12 protein-coding genes and 2 rRNA genes (1 of these 14 cut by a window edge) are annotated in these 19,446 nt (G+C 71.2%); 5 read left to right on the top strand and 9 right to left on the bottom strand.

The annotated features are described in order from the left end of the window. Positions 1–2 precede the first annotated feature (2 nt). Complete coding sequence (locus tag ACSMX9_RS04150; RefSeq protein ID WP_445400057.1) at positions 3–1,661, bottom strand: CTP synthase; 1,659 nt, start codon at positions 1,659–1,661, stop codon at positions 3–5. Between the two features lie 629 nt (positions 1,662–2,290). On the opposite strand from ACSMX9_RS04150, the gene ACSMX9_RS04155 reads away from it, so the two are divergent. Then, a complete protein-coding gene (locus ACSMX9_RS04155; RefSeq protein WP_351242815.1) occupies positions 2,291–4,090 on the top strand; it encodes a glycoside hydrolase family 15 protein in 1,800 nt (599 codons plus the stop codon). Between the two features lie 105 nt (positions 4,091–4,195). Continuing rightward, entirely contained in the window at positions 4,196–5,848 is a 1,653-nt protein-coding gene (locus tag ACSMX9_RS04160) for a PucR family transcriptional regulator (protein ID WP_445400059.1), read from the top strand. Positions 5,849–5,872: 24 nt separating this feature from the next. Here ACSMX9_RS04160 and ACSMX9_RS04165 read toward each other — a convergent pair whose 3' ends face one another. The 4 genes from ACSMX9_RS04165 to ACSMX9_RS04180 all read right to left on the bottom strand — a co-directional run bounded on the left by ACSMX9_RS04165 (position 5,873) and on the right by ACSMX9_RS04180 (position 10,954). Next, a complete protein-coding gene (locus ACSMX9_RS04165; protein ID WP_445400061.1) occupies positions 5,873–7,000 on the bottom strand; it encodes a glycosyltransferase family 4 protein in 1,128 nt (375 codons plus the stop codon). 164 nt (positions 7,001–7,164) lie between these two features. After that, positions 7,165–8,886 (bottom strand): DNA repair protein RecN, encoded by a 1,722-nt coding sequence (recN, locus tag ACSMX9_RS04170; protein WP_445400063.1) that lies wholly within the window; start codon positions 8,884–8,886, stop codon positions 7,165–7,167. Positions 8,887–9,236: 350 nt separating this feature from the next. Beyond that, a complete protein-coding gene (locus ACSMX9_RS04175) occupies positions 9,237–10,142 on the bottom strand; it encodes an NAD kinase (RefSeq protein ID WP_351242823.1) in 906 nt (301 codons plus the stop codon). Further along, entirely contained in the window at positions 10,139–10,954 is an 816-nt protein-coding gene (locus ACSMX9_RS04180; protein ID WP_445400065.1) for a TlyA family RNA methyltransferase, read from the bottom strand. Before ACSMX9_RS04180 ends, ACSMX9_RS04175 begins: the two co-directional genes overlap by 4 nt. 418 nt (positions 10,955–11,372) lie before the next feature. Between ACSMX9_RS04180 and ACSMX9_RS04185 the strand changes: the two genes are divergently transcribed. Then, positions 11,373–11,717, top strand: coding sequence for an SCP2 sterol-binding domain-containing protein (locus ACSMX9_RS04185; RefSeq protein WP_351242827.1), 345 nt, complete (start codon positions 11,373–11,375; stop codon positions 11,715–11,717). A gap of 69 nt (positions 11,718–11,786) precedes the next feature. On the opposite strand, the gene ACSMX9_RS04190 is transcribed toward ACSMX9_RS04185, so the two are convergent. Then, complete coding sequence (locus tag ACSMX9_RS04190) at positions 11,787–12,842, bottom strand: HAD-IIA family hydrolase (RefSeq protein ID WP_445400067.1); 1,056 nt, start codon at positions 12,840–12,842, stop codon at positions 11,787–11,789. 70 nt (positions 12,843–12,912) lie between these two features. Between ACSMX9_RS04190 and ACSMX9_RS04195 the strand changes: the two genes are divergently transcribed. Beyond that, positions 12,913–14,211, top strand: coding sequence for a DUF1015 domain-containing protein (locus tag ACSMX9_RS04195; RefSeq protein WP_445400069.1), 1,299 nt, complete (start codon positions 12,913–12,915; stop codon positions 14,209–14,211). An 83-nt stretch (positions 14,212–14,294) separates the two neighbouring features. Here the strand turns inward: ACSMX9_RS04195 and ACSMX9_RS04200 are convergent, their stop codons facing one another. Then, entirely contained in the window at positions 14,295–15,173 is an 879-nt protein-coding gene (locus ACSMX9_RS04200) for a hypothetical protein (RefSeq protein WP_445402884.1), read from the bottom strand. A 408-nt stretch (positions 15,174–15,581) separates the two neighbouring features. Here ACSMX9_RS04200 and ACSMX9_RS04205 point away from each other — a divergent pair, with 408 nt between their 5' ends. Next, positions 15,582–16,307: a hypothetical protein gene (locus tag ACSMX9_RS04205; RefSeq protein WP_445400071.1), complete on the top strand. Its 726-nt coding sequence runs from the start codon at positions 15,582–15,584 to the stop codon at positions 16,305–16,307. Between the two features lie 311 nt (positions 16,308–16,618). Here the strand turns inward: ACSMX9_RS04205 and rrf are convergent. Both rrf and ACSMX9_RS04215 read right to left on the bottom strand, forming a co-directional pair. After that, positions 16,619–16,735: ribosomal RNA gene (gene rrf / locus ACSMX9_RS04210) — 5S ribosomal RNA — on the bottom strand. Between the two features lie 139 nt (positions 16,736–16,874). After that, positions 16,875–19,446, bottom strand: a 23S ribosomal RNA gene (locus tag ACSMX9_RS04215) (it continues 553 nt past the right edge of the window).

Genomic DNA, 19,446 nt, shown 5'->3' on the forward strand with positions numbered 1-19,446 from the left:
GGTCACTCCGCGGTCTTGCGGGCCACGGCGGCCTTCACCAGCCCGGCGAAGAGCGGGTGCGGGCGGGTCGGGCGGGAGCGGAGCTCGGGGTGCGCCTGGGTGGCGACCAGGTAGGGGTGCACGTCGCGCGGGTACTCGACGTACTCCACCAGTTTCCCGTCCGGGGAGGTCCCGGAGAACTGGAGGCCGGCCTTCTTCTCCAGCTCCGCCCGGTAGGAGTTGTTCACCTCGTAGCGGTGGCGGTGGCGCTCCTCCACGTACTCCTTGCCGTCGTAGACCTCGCGGACGAGGGAGCCCTCGGCCAGCTTCGCCGGGTACATGCCGAGCCGCATGGTGCCGCCCATGTCGCCCTCGCCGGCGACGATGTCCAGCTGTTCGGCCATGGTGGAGATCACCGGGTTGCCGGTGGCCGCGTCGAACTCGGTGGAGTTGGCGTCCGGGATGCCGGCGAGGTTGCGGGCCGCCTCGATGACCGTGCACTGGAGGCCCAGGCAGAGGCCGAGCAGCGGCACCTTGTTCTCGCGGGCGTACTGGATCGCGCCGACCTTGCCGCTCACCCCGCGGTCGCCGAAGCCACCGGGGATGCAGACGGCGTCGACGTCACCGAGCTGCCGGGCGGCGCCCTCGGGGGTGCGGCAGTCGTCGGAGGCGACCCACTTGATCTTCACCCGGGCCCTGTTGGCGAAGCCGCCCGCGCGCAGCGCCTCGGTGACCGAGAGGTACGCGTCCGGCAGGTCGATGTACTTGCCGACCAGGGCCACGGCGACCTCGTGGTCGGGGTTGTGGACCCGGTCGAGCAGGTCCTCCCAGAGCGTCCAGTCCACGTCCCGGAACGGCAGGTCGAGCTTGCGCACGACGTAGGCGTCCAGTCCCTCGGTGTGCAGCACCTTGGGGATGTCGTAGATCGACTTCGCGTCGATCGCGGCGACCACGGCGGCCTCGTCCACGTCGCACATCAGGGAGATCTTGCGCTTGATCGCGACGGGCACCTCGCGGTCGGCGCGCAGCACGATCGCGTCGGGCTGGATGCCGATGTTGCGCAGCGCGGCCACGGAGTGCTGGGTCGGCTTGGTCTTCAGCTCGCCGGACGGGCCGATGTAGGGCAGCAGCGAGATGTGGACGACGAAGACGTTGTCCCGGCCGACCTCGTGGCGGACCTGCCGGACCGTCTCCAGGAACGGCAGCGACTCGATGTCGCCCACGGTGCCGCCGACCTCCGTGATGACGACGTCCACGTCGTCGGTGGCCATCCGGCGGATGCGCTGCTTGATCTCGTTGGTGATGTGCGGGATGACCTGGACGGTGTCGCCCAGGTACTCGCCGCGCCGCTCCTTGGCGATGACCTGGGAGTAGACCTGCCCGGTGGTCACGTTCGCCGAGCCGTCGAGGTCGACGTCGAGGAAGCGCTCGTAGTGCCCGATGTCCAGGTCGGTCTCGGCTCCGTCGTTGGTGACGAAGACCTCGCCGTGCTGGAACGGGTTCATGGTCCCGGGGTCGACGTTCAGGTAGGGGTCGAGCTTCTGCATGGTGACCCGCAGACCCCGCGCTTTGAGCAGCGCGCCCAGGCTGGAGGCCGTCAGGCCCTTGCCGAGGGAGGAGGCGACACCTCCGGTGACGAAGATGTGCTTGGTCGTCGGGGACGTCGCGGATCGATTCGGCATGGCCAAGAGGGGCTCCCGTGGTCGCTGTCTGAGATGCGGATCGGCGCCCGGCCCGGAAGAATCGGGTGGTGCCTGCGCTGCGGTTCGGGGGTCTCGTCGCTGTCGCTGCGGACTCCTGCGAGCCCACCGGTCCACGGGCTACCAGGGTAACAGTGCCCCGCCGCGACCGCTCCCGAGCACCGTGCGCGCCCGCGCCGCCACACAGAGCCCCGGAAGGGCACCCCGCTGGGCCGAGGGGGTTCCCGACCCCGGGCGTCCCCCACCGACCGCTTCCCGGAAGGAAACCGTCCGTGCCGTTGCGAGGACGCCGCGTCATCCCCCTCCGCCGAGGGGGAACCGCCGGGAGGAGGGGGCGCCGGACCCCCACACGACGCACACGACGGTGGTACGACACGCCTCCGGGGCTCACCCCGTTGGCGCAAATGTGTTCACCTGAGCGGGACCCGCAACCCTTGAGCGCGTCGTATCCTCGTCGGACATTGCTGCCGAGCCAGGCCGGCAAAACGGCACCACCCCAGCCCGTCCCCGGTACCACGAGCCCGTCGGCACGCCCTTGACTTGGATCATCTTGACCGCACAGCCGGCCCCCGCGGGGGTCCGCTGGCGGCCGTTCGACTGGAGAGTTGCACGTGGCCGGGCGCATCGAGGATTACGCACTCATCGGGGACATGCAGACCGCCGCCCTGGTCTGTCGGGACGGAACAGTGGACTGGCTCTGTCTGCCCCGCTTCGACTCACACGCCGTTTTCGCGGCCCTGCTCGGCACCGAGGACCACGGTTTCTGGCGCCTCGGTCCCGCTCACGACGACCGGACCCCGCCCCCGGCGACCCGCCGCGGCTACCGGGGCGACTCGCTCATCCTGGACTCCGAGTGGGACACCCCGCACGGCACGGTCCGGGTCACCGACTTCATGCCCCCGCGGGACGGCGCCCCGCAGGTCATCCGCATCGTGGAGGGCGTCTCGGGCGAGGTGCCCATGCGCTCCGCCCTGCGGATGCGTTTCTCCTACGGCAGGATCGTGCCCTGGGTGCACCGCGTCGAGGAGCGCACCGTCGCCGTCGCGGGCCCCGACTCGGTGTGGTTCGACACCGAGGCCGACACCTACGGCGAGGACCTCACCACCTACTCCGACTTCACCGTCGCCGCCGGCCAGCGCATCGCCTTCGCCCTGTCCTGGCAGCCCTCCCACCACCAGCCGCCGGCCCGCCCCGAACCCGAGGCGTCCCTGGAGGCCACCGCCGACTTCTGGCGCGAGTGGGTCGCCCACTGCACCTACCACGGGCCCTACCGCGAGGCCGTCGTACGGTCCCTGATCACCCTCAAGGCCCTCACCTACGCCCCCACCGGCGGCATCGTCGCCGCCCCCACCACCTCCCTGCCCGAGGAGATCGGCGGCGTCCGCAACTGGGACTACCGCTTCACCTGGCTGCGCGACGCCGCCATCACCCTCTCCTCGCTGCTGCGCACCGGCTACCGGGAGGAGGCCCGCGCCTGGCGCGAGTGGCTGCTGCGCGCGGTCGCCGGCGACCCGGAGAACCTCCAGATCATGTACGGCATCGCCGGCGAGCGGGAACTCGGCGAGAGCGAGCTGGACTGGTTGCCCGGCTACGAGGGCTCCACGCCGGTCCGGGTCGGCAACGGGGCCGCCCACCAACTCCAGCTCGACGTGTACGGCGAGGTCACCGAAGCCCTGCACCTGGCCCACATGACCGGGCTGGCCCGCAACGACTACGCCTCCCTGCTCCAGCTGCGCCTCATCGGCTACCTGGAGCAGCACTGGACGGAGCCCGACGAGGGCATCTGGGAGGTGCGCGGGCCCCGGCGCCACTTCGTGCACTCCAAGGTCATGGCCTGGGTCGCCGTCGACCGCACCATCAAGCTCATCGAGTCCGGCGACGTGGAGGGCCCCGTCGAGCGCTGGCGCACGCTGCGCGACGACATCCACCGCGACGTCTGCGAGAAGGGCTACGACAAGGAACGCAACACGTTCACCCAGTCGTACGGCTCCCGCGAGCTCGACGCCTCGCTGCTGCTCATCCCGCAGATGGGCTTCCTGCCGCCGGACGACAAGCGGGTCATCGGCACCATCGAGGCCATCCAGCGCGAGCTGTCCACCTCGGACGGCTTCATCCTGCGCTACCCCACGGCCGGCGCGGACGCCGGCGTGGACGGCCTGGAGGGGGACGAGGGCGCCTTCCTCGCCTGCTCCTTCTGGCTCGCGGACGACCTCGCGATGATCGGCCGGGTGGAGGAGGCCCAGAAGCTCTTCGAGAAGCTCCTCGCCCTCCGCAACGACCTCGGCCTGCTCGCCGAGGAGTGGGACCCCCGCTTGCAACGTCAGGTCGGCAACTTTCCGCAAGCTTTCAGCCATGTTCCGCTCATCGACACCGCGCTCCGCTTGACCGCGTCCGGCGCCTACGGGGGCTGAGCGCCCCCCGTCCCGGTGGGCCCCGCCCGCCGGGACGGCCGCCGCCCGACCCCGGGGAAACCGACCCGGATGCCCGCCCCGCCGGCGGACGGGTAACGTCCCAGCATGGACAGTCGGGACGGGGCGGACACCCCGGGCGGAATCACCGTGCAACGGGCCCTGGAACTGCCGGGCCTGCGCAGCGGCCTGCCCGAGGTGGTCGCCGGGGCCGACCGGCTGCACCGGACGGTCCGCTGGGTGCACGCCGGCGAGGTCCCCTACATCGCCTCCCTGCTGAAGGGCGGCGAACTCCTCCTCACCACCGGTGTCGCCCTCGGCACCCGCCCCGCCGAACAGCGCGCCTTCGTCCGCGACCTCTCGCTGCGGGGCATCGCCGCCCTCGTGGTCGAGCTGGGCCCCCGCTTCCCCCGACTGCCGACCGCGCTGGTCGAGGCGGCCCGCGCGGCCGGGCTCCCCCTGGTCCAACTGCACCGGGAGGTCCCCTTCGTCACCGTCACCGAAGAGGTCCACACCGAGATCGTCAACGGCCACTACGCGCTCCTGCAACGCGCCGACGAGGTCGCCCACCGCTGCACCCGGGCCCTGCTCGGCGGCGGGGGCATCCCTCAGGTCCTGGCGATCCTCGCCGAGTTCAGCGGCAACCCCGCCTTCCTGGAGACGCCGGACGGGCACCTGCTGTACGCGGCCGGCGCGGACACCGACCGCACCCAGCCCCGCGAGGTGTGGGACCGGCTGCGCGGTGGCCGCGCCGACCGGGAACGGGGCACCCCGGCCGGCGCCGTCGTGGTGGACGTCCCCGGCGGCGGACCCGGCTCCGGGCCGGGCGCCCCGCGCGCCCGGCTCGTGCTGCTCCCCGTCACCGCACCGTCCGCACCGGTGCACCGCATCGCCGCCGAGCGGGCGGCCGACTCGCTGGCCGTAGTGCTGATGCAGGCCCGGCAGGAGGAGGAACTCGCCGCCCGCGGCCGGGGCGACTTCCTCACCGACCTCGCCGAAGGCCGGGTCACCCCCGAGGACGCTCCGGCCCAGGCCCGGGTGCTCGGCTTCCGCCCCGGCAACGCCCCGCTGCTCCCGGTCGTGATGCGGATGCCCGGCGACGGCGGGCTGACCACCGGCGGCGGCTGGGCGGTGCTGGCCCGGGCCGTCGCGGAGGAGTTGGCCGCCCTGGGCACCCCGGTACTGCTCGGGGTGCGCCCGGTGGAGGGGCGGATGCCCCTGCTCCTCGCCCTGCGCTCGACGGCGGACCGCACCGCGGTCGCCGACCGGGCCGCCGCCGCGCTGCGCACCGGCGTCGAACGCGCCGGGCTGCACCGCCCGGGTGCCGGCGCGCCGATCGTGGTGGTGGGCGACAGCGGCGGTTGGGCGGTCGCCTCGGCCGGCCTGCGGCACGCCGCGCAGACCGCGACCGCCGCCCGGGACCCGGACGGCCGCCCCTGGTACGACGCCCGGCGCCTCGACATCGACCTGCTGCTGTGGCGGCTGCGGGACCACCCGGACCTCACGGCCTTCGTGGACCGGGCCGTCGGCCCGCTGCGCGAGCACGACGCCCGGGCGAAGCCCCCGCTGCTGCCCACCCTGGAGACCTACCTGGCGCACGCGGGGCGCAAGGCGGAGACCGCCCGGGCCCTCCACCTCAACCGGCAGACGCTCTACAACCGGCTGGCCCGGATCGGCGAACTGCTGGGCGTCGACCTGGACGACCCCCAGACCGTCCTGACGCTCAGCCTGGCGCTCCGCGCCCGCCGGCACCTCGACTGAGCACGCCGAGGACGGTGCCCGCCCTCAACGCCACAGCGTGGGCCTGGTCAGTTCGTCGTACACGCTCAACACCTGGGCGACCGTCTCGTCCTCCGTGGGCCAGGTCGCGACCTGGGCGAACCCCCGTTCCCGCAACCACCGCCGTCGGCCGGGGTCACCCAGCACCCGCACCACCGCCTCCCCCAGGGCCCCCGCGTCCCCGTAGGGCACCAGTTCGGCGGCGTCCCCCACCAGTTCGGGGGTGCCGCCCACCGCGGTGGCCACCAACGGCACCCCCGCCCTGAGCGCCCCCTGGGCGAGCGCGGACCGCCCCTCCCAAGGACTCGCCACCACCACGACGTCCGCCCCGACGAGCAGGTCGAGCGGCTCGTCCCGCCGCCCCGACAGCCGCACCGGCAGCGCCCCGGAGTCGATCCTCCGTCGCAGCGCCCCCCGGAGCGGCCCCTCTCCCACGATCACCAACAGCGGCACCGGGTCCAGCCCCGCCCAGCGCGGTACGGCGTCCAGCAGCACCTCGTACCCGCGGTGCGTCTCCAGCGGCCCCGCGGCGACCACCAGCGGCCGTCCCGCCGAACCGAGTTCGGCCCGCGCCTTCTGACGTGCCACCTCGGCCTCGGGTCCCCGGCCGGCACCGGCCGGGCCCGGGAGCACCGCCGCCGCGAGGCGCGCGTCCCGCGCCCCCCGCCGTCTGGCCCGGTCCACTAAGTCCCCGCACGAACCGAGCACCACGCTCGCCGAGCGGGCCACCCTGCGCTCCGCCAGGCGCACGGCGTGCGTCCACGCGCCCCGCGGTCGGGCGCGCTCGTGCCAGGTGACGACGAGCGGCAGCCGCCGTCCGGCGAGGGCCAGCCCGGCCCGGAGCCCGGCGTCCACCCCGTGCGCGTGCACCAGGTCGGCGTCCGCGCACAGCGCCCGCAGGGCCGCGATCGACGTGGGGTCGGCGCCCCGCGGCAGCGGCGCGTGACCGGCGCCCACCCCGTCGAAGGCGAAGGCCCGCCCCACCTCGGCGGGCGCCGCGACCGTGACCCGCACCCCCCGGGCGACCAGGCCGGCGGCGAGCGAGCGGACATGCACGCCGCTGGTGCTCCCCCCGCCGCCGAGCACCTGCACGGTGCGCAAGGGCCGTTGGCCGTGCGGCGCGTGGCTGATCACCGGGGTGGGGCTCCTGTTCCGGGGGGACGTCCGCGGACACGGCGGACGACACGGGGCGGACACGACGCGAAGGAACGTACCGCACACCGTCCGGGAACACCCGTCCGACCCGAACGACGCCGCTGTCGGGCCGCCCCGATCGGCCCCGTCCGGTCGTCGGGTCGTCAGGCGTCCTTGCGGGCGGCGGCCAGCAGCTCCTCGGCATGGGCGCGGGCGGTCTGGGAGTCCTCCTGCCCGGCCAGCATCCGGGACAGTTCCCGAATGCGCTCCTCCCCCTCCAGCACCTTCACGCCCGAGCGGGTGACCGACCCGTCGTTCGTCTTCTCCACCAGCAGTTGACGGTCGGCGAAGGCCGCCACCTGGGGAAGGTGGGTGACCACGACGACCTGCGCGGACTTCGCGAGGCGCGCCAAGCGCCGGCCGATCTCGACCGCGGCCTTGCCGCCCACGCCCGCGTCGACCTCGTCGAACAGGTACGTCGGCACCGGGTCGGTACCGGCGAACACGACCTCCACCGCCAGCATCACCCGGGACAGCTCGCCGCCGGAGGCCCCCTTGGCGATGGGACGCGCCGGGGCACCGGGGTGCGGCGCCAACAACAGCTCCACCTCGTCGCACCCCGCCGGCCCGTAGGCCACCGTCCGGCCCTCCGCCTCGACGCCCTCGGGGTCGTCGGTCTGTCGGATGTCGACGTGCACCCGCGCGTGGGGCATCGCCAGCGAGGCCAGCTCGGCGGTCACCGCGGCGGCGAAGCGGGCCGCCGCCTCCTGCCGGGCCACGGTCAGCGTCCGGGCGAGCGCGCCGAGCTCGCCGCGCAGTCCGTCGCGTTCCGCGGTGAGCTCGTCGATCCGGTCGTCGTCCCCGTCGAGTTCGAGGAGGCGGGCGGCCCCCTGTTCGGCCCAGGCGAGCACCGAGGCGAGGTCCTGGTCCGCGCCGCCGTACTTGCGGACGAGCTGCCCCAGGACCGCCCGCCGTTCCTCGACGGTCGCGAGCCGCCGCGGATCGGCGTCCAGATCACCCGCGTAACCGGCGAGCTCGCCGGCCACGTCGCCCACCAGGATGCCGATCTCCCCGATCCGGTCGGCCAGGGCGGCGAGGGCCGGGTCGTGCACCCGCACCACCTCCAGGGCCCGGTGCGCCCCGGCCACCAGGGTGGCCGCGTCGATGCCCTCGGGGTCCTCGGGGTTCCCCGCCAGCGCGGCGTGGGCGAGCGTCGCGGCCGAGGCCAGCGCCTCGGCGTGCCCGAGCCGCTCCGCCTCCGCGGCGAGCTCGGCGTCCTCGCCGGCGCGGGGTTCCACGGCCGCCACCTCGTCCAGTCCGAACCGCAGCAGGTCGGCCTCCTGCGCCCGTTCCCGGGCGCGCGTGGTGAGCACGTCGAGCTGCCCCGTGACGGCGCGCATCCTGCGGTACGCGCTGGTGTAGCGGGCCAACGGGACGGCGACCGCGTCCCCCGCGTACCGGTCGAGGGCCTGGCGCTGGCGGGAGAGCTTGAGCAACCCCTGTTGGTCGGTCTGACCGTGCACGGCGACGAGGTCGTCGGCGAGTTCGGCGAGCACTCCGACGGGCACGGACCGCCCGCCCAGATGCGCGCGGGAGCGGCCTTCGGCCGAGACCGTACGGCTGACCAGGAGGACCCCGTCCTCCAGTTCCGCACCTGCCTCCTCCGCCCGGGCGGCCGCGGCGGGGGGCACGCTGATCCGCCCCTCCACGACGGCCGACTTGGCACCGATCCGCACCAGGGCCGGGTCCGCCCGTCCGCCGAGCAACAGGCCCAGGCTCGTGACCACCATCGTCTTGCCGGCACCGGTCTCGCCCGTCACCGCGGTGAAGCCGGGCGACAGCTCGACCACCGCGTCGTCGATGACCCCGAGTGACCGTATCCGCATCTCCTCCAACACGGACACGACCTTACGAGGTCCGGGGCCCGATGTGCGACGGCCCCCGGCCCCGTTCGCCGAACTCGCTGGTGACGGGACCGGTGGCGCGAGCGGGTGTCACCCCTGCGGGTGGCCGCGCGGACCCCGGCCCGTCCGTGTTCCCCGTCCGGCGAGCCGTGCGCGGACCTGTGGTCTTCCGCAGTCCGTCCGTGCGGGAAACCTCATGGCGTCCGCCCGGGACGGGACGCACTCTGGAAGGCATGAGCAGTCGACCGGCCGTCCGAGCGGCCCGCCCCTCGTCGTTCCCCTCCCCCGCCGCCCCGCCGCCGCGCCCGGGCCCGGTCGGCGGAGCGGGAGGATCACTGCGGTGCGCCCCGCCAACCGGACACGGGCAGGGCGAACTTCGCCACGAGCCGATCGGTGAACGAGGCGTGGTGCAACCTGGCCAGGCGCACGGGCACCGCGCCCCGCCGCACCTCCACCCGGGCCCCGGGGGGCAGTTCGATGGTGCGCCGCCCGTCGCACCACAGCACGCCCTGCGGGGTGTGCGGCTGCACCTCCACCGCCAGCACCGAGTTCGGGGAGGTGACCAACGGCTTGGCGAAGAGGGCGTGCGCGCTGATCGGCACCATCAGCAACGCCTCGACCTCGGGCCACACCACGGGTCCTCCCGCGGAGAACGCGTAGGCGGTGGAGCCGGTCGGGGTCGCGCAGACGATGCCGTCGCAGCCGAAGCCGGTCACGGGCCGCCCGTCGACCTCCAGGACCACTTCCAGCATCCGCTCCGGGGAGACCTTCTGGACGGCCGCCTCGTTCAGGGCCCAGTCCGTGTGCACCACGTCGCCGTTGCGGTGGACCACGACGTCGATGGTCATCCGTTCCTCGACCTCGTACGCCCGGGTCACCACCCGGTCGACGACCTTGTCGAGGTCGTCCCGTTCGGCTTCGGCGAGGAAGCCCACCCGGCCGAGGTTCACCCCGAGCATCGGCACCCCGGAGGCCCGCGCGAACTCCGCCCCCCGCAGCAGGGTTCCGTCACCGCCGAGCACGATCAACAGTTCGCAGCCGTCGAGGGAGGCCGGCGTCGCCTCCTGGACGAGTTCCACGGACGGGGGCAGCGGCAGGTCGGACGCCTCCGCTTCGAGCACCCGGACGCGGAGCCCGGCGCGGAGCAGTCCCTGAACCACGAGTTCGGCACTGCGGATGGCCGCGGGCCGTCCCGTGTGCGCCAGGAGGAATACGGTACGAACTCGGCTCTGTGTCAACGCGGTCCTTCCGCCACTGCACGGTCAACGTCAGCGGGGTCGAGTTCGGGTGCCCCGGCCCGCAGCCACAGAAAGTACTCGACGTTCCCCGAGGGACCGGGCAGCGGACTGGCCGTGACTCCCCTGACGCCGAGGCCGAGTTCGGCCGCCCGGCCGGCGACCCGCCGTACGGACTCGGCGCGCAGTTCGGGGCTACGGACCACTCCGCCGCTGCCCAACCGCTCCTTGCCCACCTCGAACTGCGGCTTGACCATCAGCACCAGGTCGGCGTCCGGGGCGACGCACCGGACGAGCGCCGGGAGGACGAGCCCCAACGGAATGAAGGAGAGGTCCCCCACCACCAGGTCGACCGGAACGCCGTCGATCGTCTCCAGCGTCATGTCGCGGACGTTGGTGCGGTCCTTGACCGTGACGCGAGCATCGCTCTGGAGGGACCAGGCCAGTTGCCCGTACCCGACGTCCACGGCCACGACGTGACCGGCCCCGGCGCGCAGCAGGACGTCGGTGAAGCCGCCGGTGGACGCGCCCGCGTCGAGCGCGCGTCGCCCGTGGACCACGAGCCCCCGCGGGACGAACGCCCCGAGGGCCCCGGCGAGCTTGTGCCCTCCCCGCGAGACGTAGCCGGGATCGTCCTCGTCCTGGGTGACGACGACGGCCGCACTGGTCTCGACCTGGGTCGCGGGCTTGGTCGCGGGGGTGCCGCCCACGGTGACCCGCCCCGCGGCGATCAGTTGGCTGGCGTGTTCGCGCGAGCGGGCGAGCTTGCGGCGGACCAGTTCGGCGTCGAGTCGGCGGCGTGCCACTCCTGCCACGTTCGGTTCAGCTCCTGTGGTCGTACGAAGGTGCCGGTCCTCGCGGTGGCGCGGGGGCCGGTGGGCCCGTGGGTTGGTCGAGCGCGGTCAGTGTCTCGCGCAGGCCCCGATGGACATCTTCGTACACCGCGAGGTGGCCCTCGGTGGCGAGGCGGTCGGCGTCGGCCAGCCTGGTCAGGTGCGCGTCCACCGGTGGATGCCCGGTGGGGAAGCGGTCGACGCCCAGCGGAGTCGGACCCTCGGCGGGTCCTTCCGTTCCGGGGAGGCGGTCGGATCCTCCGGCTTCCGGTGTCCCGCCCGAACCGGGCGGGGGGGCGGGCACGGCCGTGGTCCGGGACGGCCCGGGTACCGCCCCGGTCGGAAAGTCGCTGTTCATGTCCCGACGCTACCCCGAAGGACTGGGGTACCGTCGCTCACGATGGCGACGATCGAGGAGTGCCGTGCCGCACTCGAACAGCTCTCGGACAACATGGCGACCGCCGAAGGCCGTGCGCGCGCGGCGGCGATGGACCGTTCTCTCACCTGTCGGGTCAAGGACCTCGACGTGACGTTCACCGGCCGCCTCCACGACGGCCGGATCGAGGTGCAGAACGTGGTGAACGGCCTCCCGCCCGAGCGGGCGCAGATCCGGCTCACCATGACCAGCGACGACCTCGTCGCGCTCGTGGACGGCCGGTTGAACTTCGCCCGGGCCTGGGGTTCGGGCCGGATCGGTCTGGAAGCCGGCATGCGGGACCTCCTGCGGCTGCGTTCCCTGCTCTGACTCCGGCCGCCGGACCGGTCCTCCCGGTCCGGGAGGCCCGGGAGGACCGGGAGGACCGACCGGTACGGCCTACAGGCCCACCCGGGCGAGCGCCGCGGAACCGTCCAGGGTGCACGCCCCCTCGCCCGCCGCCTCCCAGGCAGCCGCGCACAGCGCCCGCAGGCCGTCGATCCCGTCCGGGGCGTCCCCGGTCCCCGCCCGGACCTCCAGCCGGTCCGGACCGGCCCACGCCGTCCAGGCTCCGCACCGGAACCGCTGCGGACCTCCGCCGGCCCCGGTGGCCTCGACCTCCGGCTGCCCGGTCAGCAGCCCGCGCAGGTCCGCGTCGACATAGGTCGGGCGGTGCTGCGGCGGCGCCGCCAACAGGCGCGCCCCATCGGTCACCCCGGTCAGGACGAGCAGGGAGTCCACCCCTCCGTTGACCGCGCCCTCGATGTCGGTGTCCAACCGGTCCCCCACCACCAGGGGCCGCCGCGCACCGGTCCGCAGGATGCTCTCCCGGTGCATCGGCGGCAACGGCTTGCCGGCCACCCGCGGCTCGGCACCGGTGGCGATCCGGACGACCTCCACGGCCGCCCCGTTGCCCGGGGCGATCCCCCGCCCGCTCGGGATCGTCAGATCCGTGTTCGACGCGTACCAGGGCACCCCCCGGGCGATCGCGTACGCCGCCTCAGCGAACCGTCCCCACGGCAGTTCGGGGCCCCCGTAGCCCTGCGCCACGGCCACCGGGTCGTCGTCCGCCGACTCCACGGGGGTCAGCCCGCGTTCCCGCAGTGCGGCCCGCAGCCCCTCCCCGCCGATCACCAGGATGCGGGCGCCGGCCGGCACGTCCGCGGCGACGAGCCGGGCAACGGCCTGCGCCGAGGTGATCACTTCACCCGCGGTGGTCGGTATGCCCAGTTCGGTGAGGTGGGCGGCCACTGCGTCCGGCGTGCGCAGGGCGTTGTTGGTCACATAGGCGAGTCGCATTCCCGCGGACCGCGCCGCATCGAGCGAGTCGACGGCGTGCGCGATGGCGTTACCGCCGGCGTACACCACTCCGTCCAGGTCCAGCAGGGCGGTGTCGTACGCCTCGCTCAACGGGCGGTCGCTGGCGGCGGGCCCGTGCTGCACGGTCTGGCTCATCGGCTATCGCTCCTCGTGGGTCGTACTCCCCCGATCATCCCCCACGCCGGGGGCGACCTACGATGCCGTCATGAACGATGCGGGTGCCGGGCGACCTCAGCCGGACGAGCAGACGGCCGGAGGGCTCGACCTGGCGCCGTTCCGGGGAGTGCGCTACGCCCCGGAACGGATCGGCGACCTGGCCGCGGTGACCTCGCCCCCGTACGACGTGGTGGTCCGCCCCGACGGGTTGCACCAGTTGGAGTCCGCGGACCCCCACAACATCGTCCGGTTGATCCTTCCCCAGGCCGTGTCGCCGAGCGCCCGGACCGAGCGGGCAGCGGACACCCTCGGCCGCTGGCTGGCGGACGGCGTCCTCGTCGCCGACCCGACCCCGGGGCTGTACGTGTACGAGCAGCAGCAGGGCGGGCACCTACAGCGCGGGGTGATCGGCGCCCTGCGGCTGTCGGAGTCCGCCGAGGGGATCGTGCTGCCCCACGAGGACGTGATGGCCCCGGTGGTGGCGGACCGCGCCGCCCTGATGCGTGCGACCAGGGCCAACCTCGATCCGCTCCTGCTGACGTACCGGGGGGACGCCGGGGGAGGCGGCACGGCCGCCGTCATCGATCGTGCCACCGGGCGGGAGCCCTTGTTGACGACGACCACCGAGGACGGGGTGCGCCACCGGCTGTGGGCGGTGACCGCGGCGGAGGAGATCGCGGAAGTCCGTGCGGACCTCGCCCGCCGTCAGGCACTCATCGCGGACGGCCACCACCGGTGGGCCACCTACCTCCGGCTGCGGGCGGCGCATCGGTCGCCGAGTCCGTGGGACCACGGCCTCGTGCTCCTGGTCGACACCGTTCGCTATCCCCTGCGGGTCCGTGCCATCCACCGGCTGCTGCACCGGTTCCCGACCGCTCGGGCCCTCGCCGCGCTGGAGGGACGCTTCCGCGTCCGGACGGTGCCCGGGCCCCTCGACGGTGCCGTGGCCGCACTCGGTGCGGCAGCCTCGGAGGGCAACGCCTTCCTCCTGGCGGGCGACGGTGCGTTCCACCTGATCGACCGGCCCGACCCCGAGTTGCTCACCGGGACGGTCCCGCAGGACCGCCCCGCGGCCTGGCGCACCCTGGACGCCACCGTGCTGCACTCCACCCTGATCGACCGGGTGTGGGGGGTGCCCGACCACCCCGAGCGCATCTCCTACATCCATGACGCCCCGGCCACGGTCGCGAAGGCGGAGCGGGACGGCAGCACGGCCGTGTTGCTGCATCCCGTGCGCGAGGAGGTCGTACGCGACCTGGCACGCCAGGGGGTCATGATGCCGCGGAAGTCCACGTCGTTCGGCCCCAAGCCGGCGACGGGGCTGGTCCTGCGGAGCCTCGGCCTCTGAGGACCGACCGCTGACAGCAGTGTGGGGCGAACTCCTGGAGTCCGCCCCACACGTTCAGCCGTCCTTCGCTCCCGCGCCGGCCGTCACCGGTCGGACGGGTGCTGCCCTTCGTCACGGTTCTCGGTGTCCACGCCGGCAGGATCGTCGTCCCCGGCCGCTTCCCGCGTTCCCGCTTCGGGAGCCCGGCCCTCGGGGGCCACCTCCGACCTGGTCACGGTCGGCTCGGAGGGGCTGCCCTCCGCCGCACCGGAGTCCGTTGCGGACTCCTCCGCCCCGTCGGCCGCGCCGTCCTCGTCGGTTCCGGCGCTCTCGGTGTGCTCGACCTCGTCGTCCAGGGCGTCCACGAACTCGACGCCGTCCAGCTCCGCGAGCCGGTCCGAGGCGTCGGTCGTGCCGTCCTTGTCGGACTCGACGGCCTTGGCGAACCACTCCCGGGCCTCGTCCTCCCGGCCGGCAGCCAGCAGGGCGTCGGCGTAGGCGTAGCGGAGCCGCGCGGTCCACGTCTGAACGGCGTTCGACGCGAGCTCGGGGCTCTGGAGGGTCACGATCGCCGCGTCGAGCTGCCCGAGGTCGCGCCGCGCGCCGGCCGCGACGAGGCGCATCTCGACCTGGCCGCCCTTGTCGAGCTTCTGCACCTCGGGGGCTCCGGCCATGTCCAGCGCCTTCTCCGGCCGTCCGAGGCCCCGCTCGCAGTCGGCCATCAGGGGCCACAGCTCCACCCGGCCGGTCATCCGCCGGGCGGCCCTGAACTCGGCGAGGGCCTCGGTGTACTTCTGGTTGGCGTACGCGGCGAATCCCGCCGCCTCGCGCACGGCCGCGACCCGGGAGGCCAGCCGCAAGGCGATGCGGGAGTAGGCGTAGGCCGTCTCGGGGTCCTCGTCGATCAGTCGAGCGACCATGACGAGGTTGCGCGCGACGTCGTCGGCGAGCGTCTTGGGCAGGCTCTGGAGCTCCTGCCGCACGTCCTTGTCGATCTCCTCGCCGGTCACGTCCTCGGGGATGGGCAGCCGCTTGATCGGCTCACGGTCGCGGTCCCGGTCGTCACCGAACCGGCCACCGCCCCTGCGGTCGTCGTCGCGGCGATCGTCACGGCCCCGGTAGCCGCCGCCGGAGCGGCCACGGCTGTCGTCACGGCCCGGACCCCGTCCGCGGTCGCGGTCGTCGCGGCGGAAGCCGCCGCGGTCACCGCCGGAGCGCTGTTCGTCCCGACGGAATCCGCCGCGGTCTCCGTCACGTCCCCGGTCGTCACGCCGATAGCCGCCGCGGGCCCCGTCCCGGCCACGGTCGTCACGGTCTCGGAACCCGCCGCGTGCGCCGCCCGCGGGTCCGCGGTCGTCGCGTCGGTAGCCGCCGCGGTCGTCGTCGCGACGGTGGGTCGGGCGGTCGCCGTCACGGCGGAACCCACCCCGGTCGCGGTCTCCGTCACGACCACGGTCGTCACGACGATCGTTCCCCCGGTACCCACCCCGGTCGTCGTCCCGCCGGTAGGACGGACGATCGCCCTCACGACGGAACCCACCCCGGTCATCACGCCGATCATCACGACGCTCACGATCATCACGACGGAAACCACCACGATCCCCATCACGACCACGATCATCACGACGGAAACCACCGCGGTCACCACCGGGCCGCTGGTCATCACGACGGTACGAGGGGCGGTCGCCATCACGGCGGAAGCCCGACCGCTCACCGTCCCGGCCGCGGTAACCTCCGCGCTCGCGGTCGTCTCGGCGGTCGTCGCGTCGGTAGCCGCCGCGGTCGTCGTCGCGACGGTGGGTCGGGCGGTCGCCCTCACGACGGAACCCACCCCGGTCGCGGTCTCCGTCACGACCACGGTCATCCCGACCCCGGTCGTCACGACGGTCGTTCCCCCGGTACCCACCCCGGTCGTCATCCCGCCGGTAGGACGGACGATCGCCCTCACGACGGAACCCACCCCGGTCATCACGCCGATCATCACGACGCTCACGATCATCACGACGGAAACCACCACGATCCCCACGATCATCACGACGGAAACCACCGCGGTCCCGGTCGTCCTGTCGGAAGGGGGGACGCCCGCCACGGTCGCCGTGGTCGCGACGCTCGGATGACGCCCCACCACGGTCACGGTCGGAACGGCCTCCGCGGTCATCGCGGCCGCGGTCCCGGTCGTCTCGTCGTCCGTATCCCCCGCGGTCGTTGTCGCGGCGGGGTCCTCCGCGGTACCCCCCACGGTCACCGCTGTCCCGCCGGAACGGGCCTCGCTCCGAGCGATCGTCGGCAGAGTTCGTGGACATCGGTGACTCCTGTCTTCGGTACCGCAGTCATTCTCGCGCAGTCATAGGGCTAGCGCTTCTCAGCAAAACAAAAAGGACCCTTGGTCCCAGCGCTGTACGCTGGGACCAAGGGTCCTTGAAAGATTGTTCGGCGGCGTCCTACTCTCCCACAGGGTCCCCCCTGCAGTACCATCGGCGCTGAAAGGCTTAGCTTCCGGGTTCGGAATGTAACCGGGCGTTTCCCTCACGCTATAACCACCGAAACCCTATCAGTAACTCCACCTCGACGATGGAGTCGAACAGGGCTCAGCGAACAAGCACACTCTTCAATTAATCAGTGCCATTGTTCAACCAGCACAACTGTTCGTTGTCTGAGAACAAACACAGTGGACGCGAGCAACTGAGGACAAGCCCTCGGCCTATTAGTACCAGTCAACTCCACCGGTCACCCGGCTTCCATATCTGGCCTATCAACCCAGTCGTCTACTGGGAGCCTTACCCCATCAAGTGGGTGGGAGCCCTCATCTCGAAGCAGGCTTCCCGCTTAGATGCTTTCAGCGGTTATCCCTCCCGAACGTAGCCAACCAGCCATGCCCTTGGCAGAACAACTGGCACACCAGAGGTTCGTCCGTCCCGGTCCTCTCGTACTAGGGACAGCCCTTCTCAAGACTCCTACGCGCGCAGCGGATAGGGACCGAACTGTCTCACGACGTTCTAAACCCAGCTCGCGTACCGCTTTAATGGGCGAACAGCCCAACCCTTGGGACCGACTCCAGCCCCAGGATGCGACGAGCCGACATCGAGGTGCCAAACCATCCCGTCGATATGGACTCTTGGGGAAGATCAGCCTGTTATCCCCGGGGTACCTTTTATCCGTTGAGCGACGGCGCTTCCACAAGCCACCGCCGGATCACTAGTCCCGACTTTCGTCCCTGCTCGACCCGTCGGTCTCACAGTCAAGCTCCCTTGTGCACTTACACTCAACACCTGATTACCAACCAGGCTGAGGGAACCTTTGGGCGCCTCCGTTACTCTTTAGGAGGCAACCGCCCCAGTTAAACTACCCATCAGACACTGTCCCTGATCCGGATCACGGACCCAGGTTAGACATCCAGCACGACCAGAGTGGTATTTCAACAACGACTCCACAACCACTGGCGTGGCCGCTTCACAGTCTCCCACCTATCCTACACAAGCCGAACCGAACACCAATATCAAACTGTAGTAAAGGTCCCGGGGTCTTTCCGTCCTGCTGCGCGAAACGAGCATCTTTACTCGTAGTGCAATTTCACCGGGCCTATGGTTGAGACAGTCGAGAAGTCGTTACGCCATTCGTGCAGGTCGGAACTTACCCGACAAGGAATTTCGCTACCTTAGGATGGTTATAGTTACCACCGCCGTTTACTGGCGCTTAAGTTCTCAGCTTCGCCACACCGAAATGCAGCTAACCGGTCCCCTTAACGTTCCAGCACCGGGCAGGCGTCAGTCCGTATACATCGCCTTACGGCTTCGCACGGACCTGTGTTTTTAGTAAACAGTCGCTTCTCGCTGGTCTCTGCGGCCACCCCCAGCTCAAGGCGCAAAGCCCATCACCAGGAATGGCCCCCCTTCTCCCGAAGTTACGGGGGCATTTTGCCGAGTTCCTTAACCATAGTTCACCCGAACGCCTCGGTATTCTCTACCTGACCACCTGAGTCGGTTTAGGGTACGGGCCGCCATAAAACTCGCTAGAGGCTTTTCTCGACAGCATAGGATCATCCACTTCACCACAATCGGCTCGGCATCAGGTCTCAGACTATTGCCAGGCGGATTTACCTACCTGACGTCCTACACCCTTACCCCGGGACAACCACCGCCCGGGATGGACTACCTTCCTGCGTCACCCCATCACTCACCTACTACAAGTCCGGGTCACCGGCTCCACCACTTTCCATTCCCCGAAGGGTCCGGAACGGCTTCACGGGCTTAGCATCGCCTGATTCAATGTTTGACGCTCTACAGCGGGTACCGGAATATCAACCGGTTATCCATCGACTACGCCTGTCGGCCTCGCCTTAGGTCCCGACTTACCCTGGGCAGATCAGCTTGACCCAGGAACCCTTAGTCAATCGGCGCACACGTTTCCCACGTGTGTATCGCTACTCATGCCTGCATTCTCACTCGTGAACCGTCCACCACTACCTTCCAGTGCAGCTTCACCCGGCACACGACGCTCCCCTACCCATCACAGTCCCCGTTAGGAGTACATACTGCAATGACACGACTTCGGCGGTACGCTTGAGCCCCGCTACATTGTCGGCGCGGAATCACTAGACCAGTGAGCTATTACGCACTCTTTCAAGGGTGGCTGCTTCTAAGCCAACCTCCTGGTTGTCTCTGCGACTCCACATCCTTTCCCACTTAGCGTACGCTTAGGGGCCTTAGTCGATGCTCTGGGCTGTTTCCCTCTCGACCATGGAGCTTATCCCCCACAGTCTCACTGCCGCGCTCTCACTTACCGGCATTCGGAGTTTGGCTAAGGTCAGTAACCCGGTAGGGCCCATCGCCTATCCAGTGCTCTACCTCCGGCAAGAAACACACGACGCTGCACCTAAATGCATTTCGGGGAGAACCAGCTATCACGGAGTTTGATTGGCCTTTCACCCCTAACCACAGGTCATCCCCCAGGTTTTCAACCCTGGTGGGTTCGGTCCTCCACGACCTCTTACAGCCGCTTCAACCTGCCCATGGCTAGATCACTCCGCTTCGGGTCTTGGGCATGCTACTCAAACGCCCTATTCGGACTCGCTTTCGCTACGGCTTCCCCACACGGGTTAACCTCGCAACACACCGCAAACTCGCAGGCTCATTCTTCAAAAGGCACGCAGTCACGAGACACCAACACAAGTGCTGGCATCCGACGCTCCCACGGCTTGTAGGCACACGGTTTCAGGTACTATTTCACTCCCCTCCCGGGGTACTTTTCACCATTCCC

It is taken from the genome of Streptomyces sp. LE64 (assembly GCF_052606915.1).

What these genes read in the sequence shown, in the direction of transcription:
- ACSMX9_RS04190 (WP_445400067.1), bottom strand. Translation starts at nt 12,842, where the DNA reads ATGAGCCAGACCGTGCAGCACGGGCCCGCCGCCAGCGACCGCCCGTTG.
- ACSMX9_RS04195 (WP_445400069.1), top strand. Translation starts at nt 12,913, where the DNA reads ATGAACGATGCGGGTGCCGGGCGACCTCAGCCGGACGAGCAGACGGCC.
- recN (WP_445400063.1), bottom strand. Translation starts at nt 8,886, where the DNA reads ATGCGGATACGGTCACTCGGGGTCATCGACGACGCGGTGGTCGAGCTG.
- ACSMX9_RS04185 (WP_351242827.1), top strand. Translation starts at nt 11,373, where the DNA reads ATGGCGACGATCGAGGAGTGCCGTGCCGCACTCGAACAGCTCTCGGAC.
- ACSMX9_RS04150 (WP_445400057.1), bottom strand. Translation starts at nt 1,661, where the DNA reads ATGCCGAATCGATCCGCGACGTCCCCGACGACCAAGCACATCTTCGTC.
- ACSMX9_RS04160 (WP_445400059.1), top strand. Translation starts at nt 4,196, where the DNA reads ATGGACAGTCGGGACGGGGCGGACACCCCGGGCGGAATCACCGTGCAA.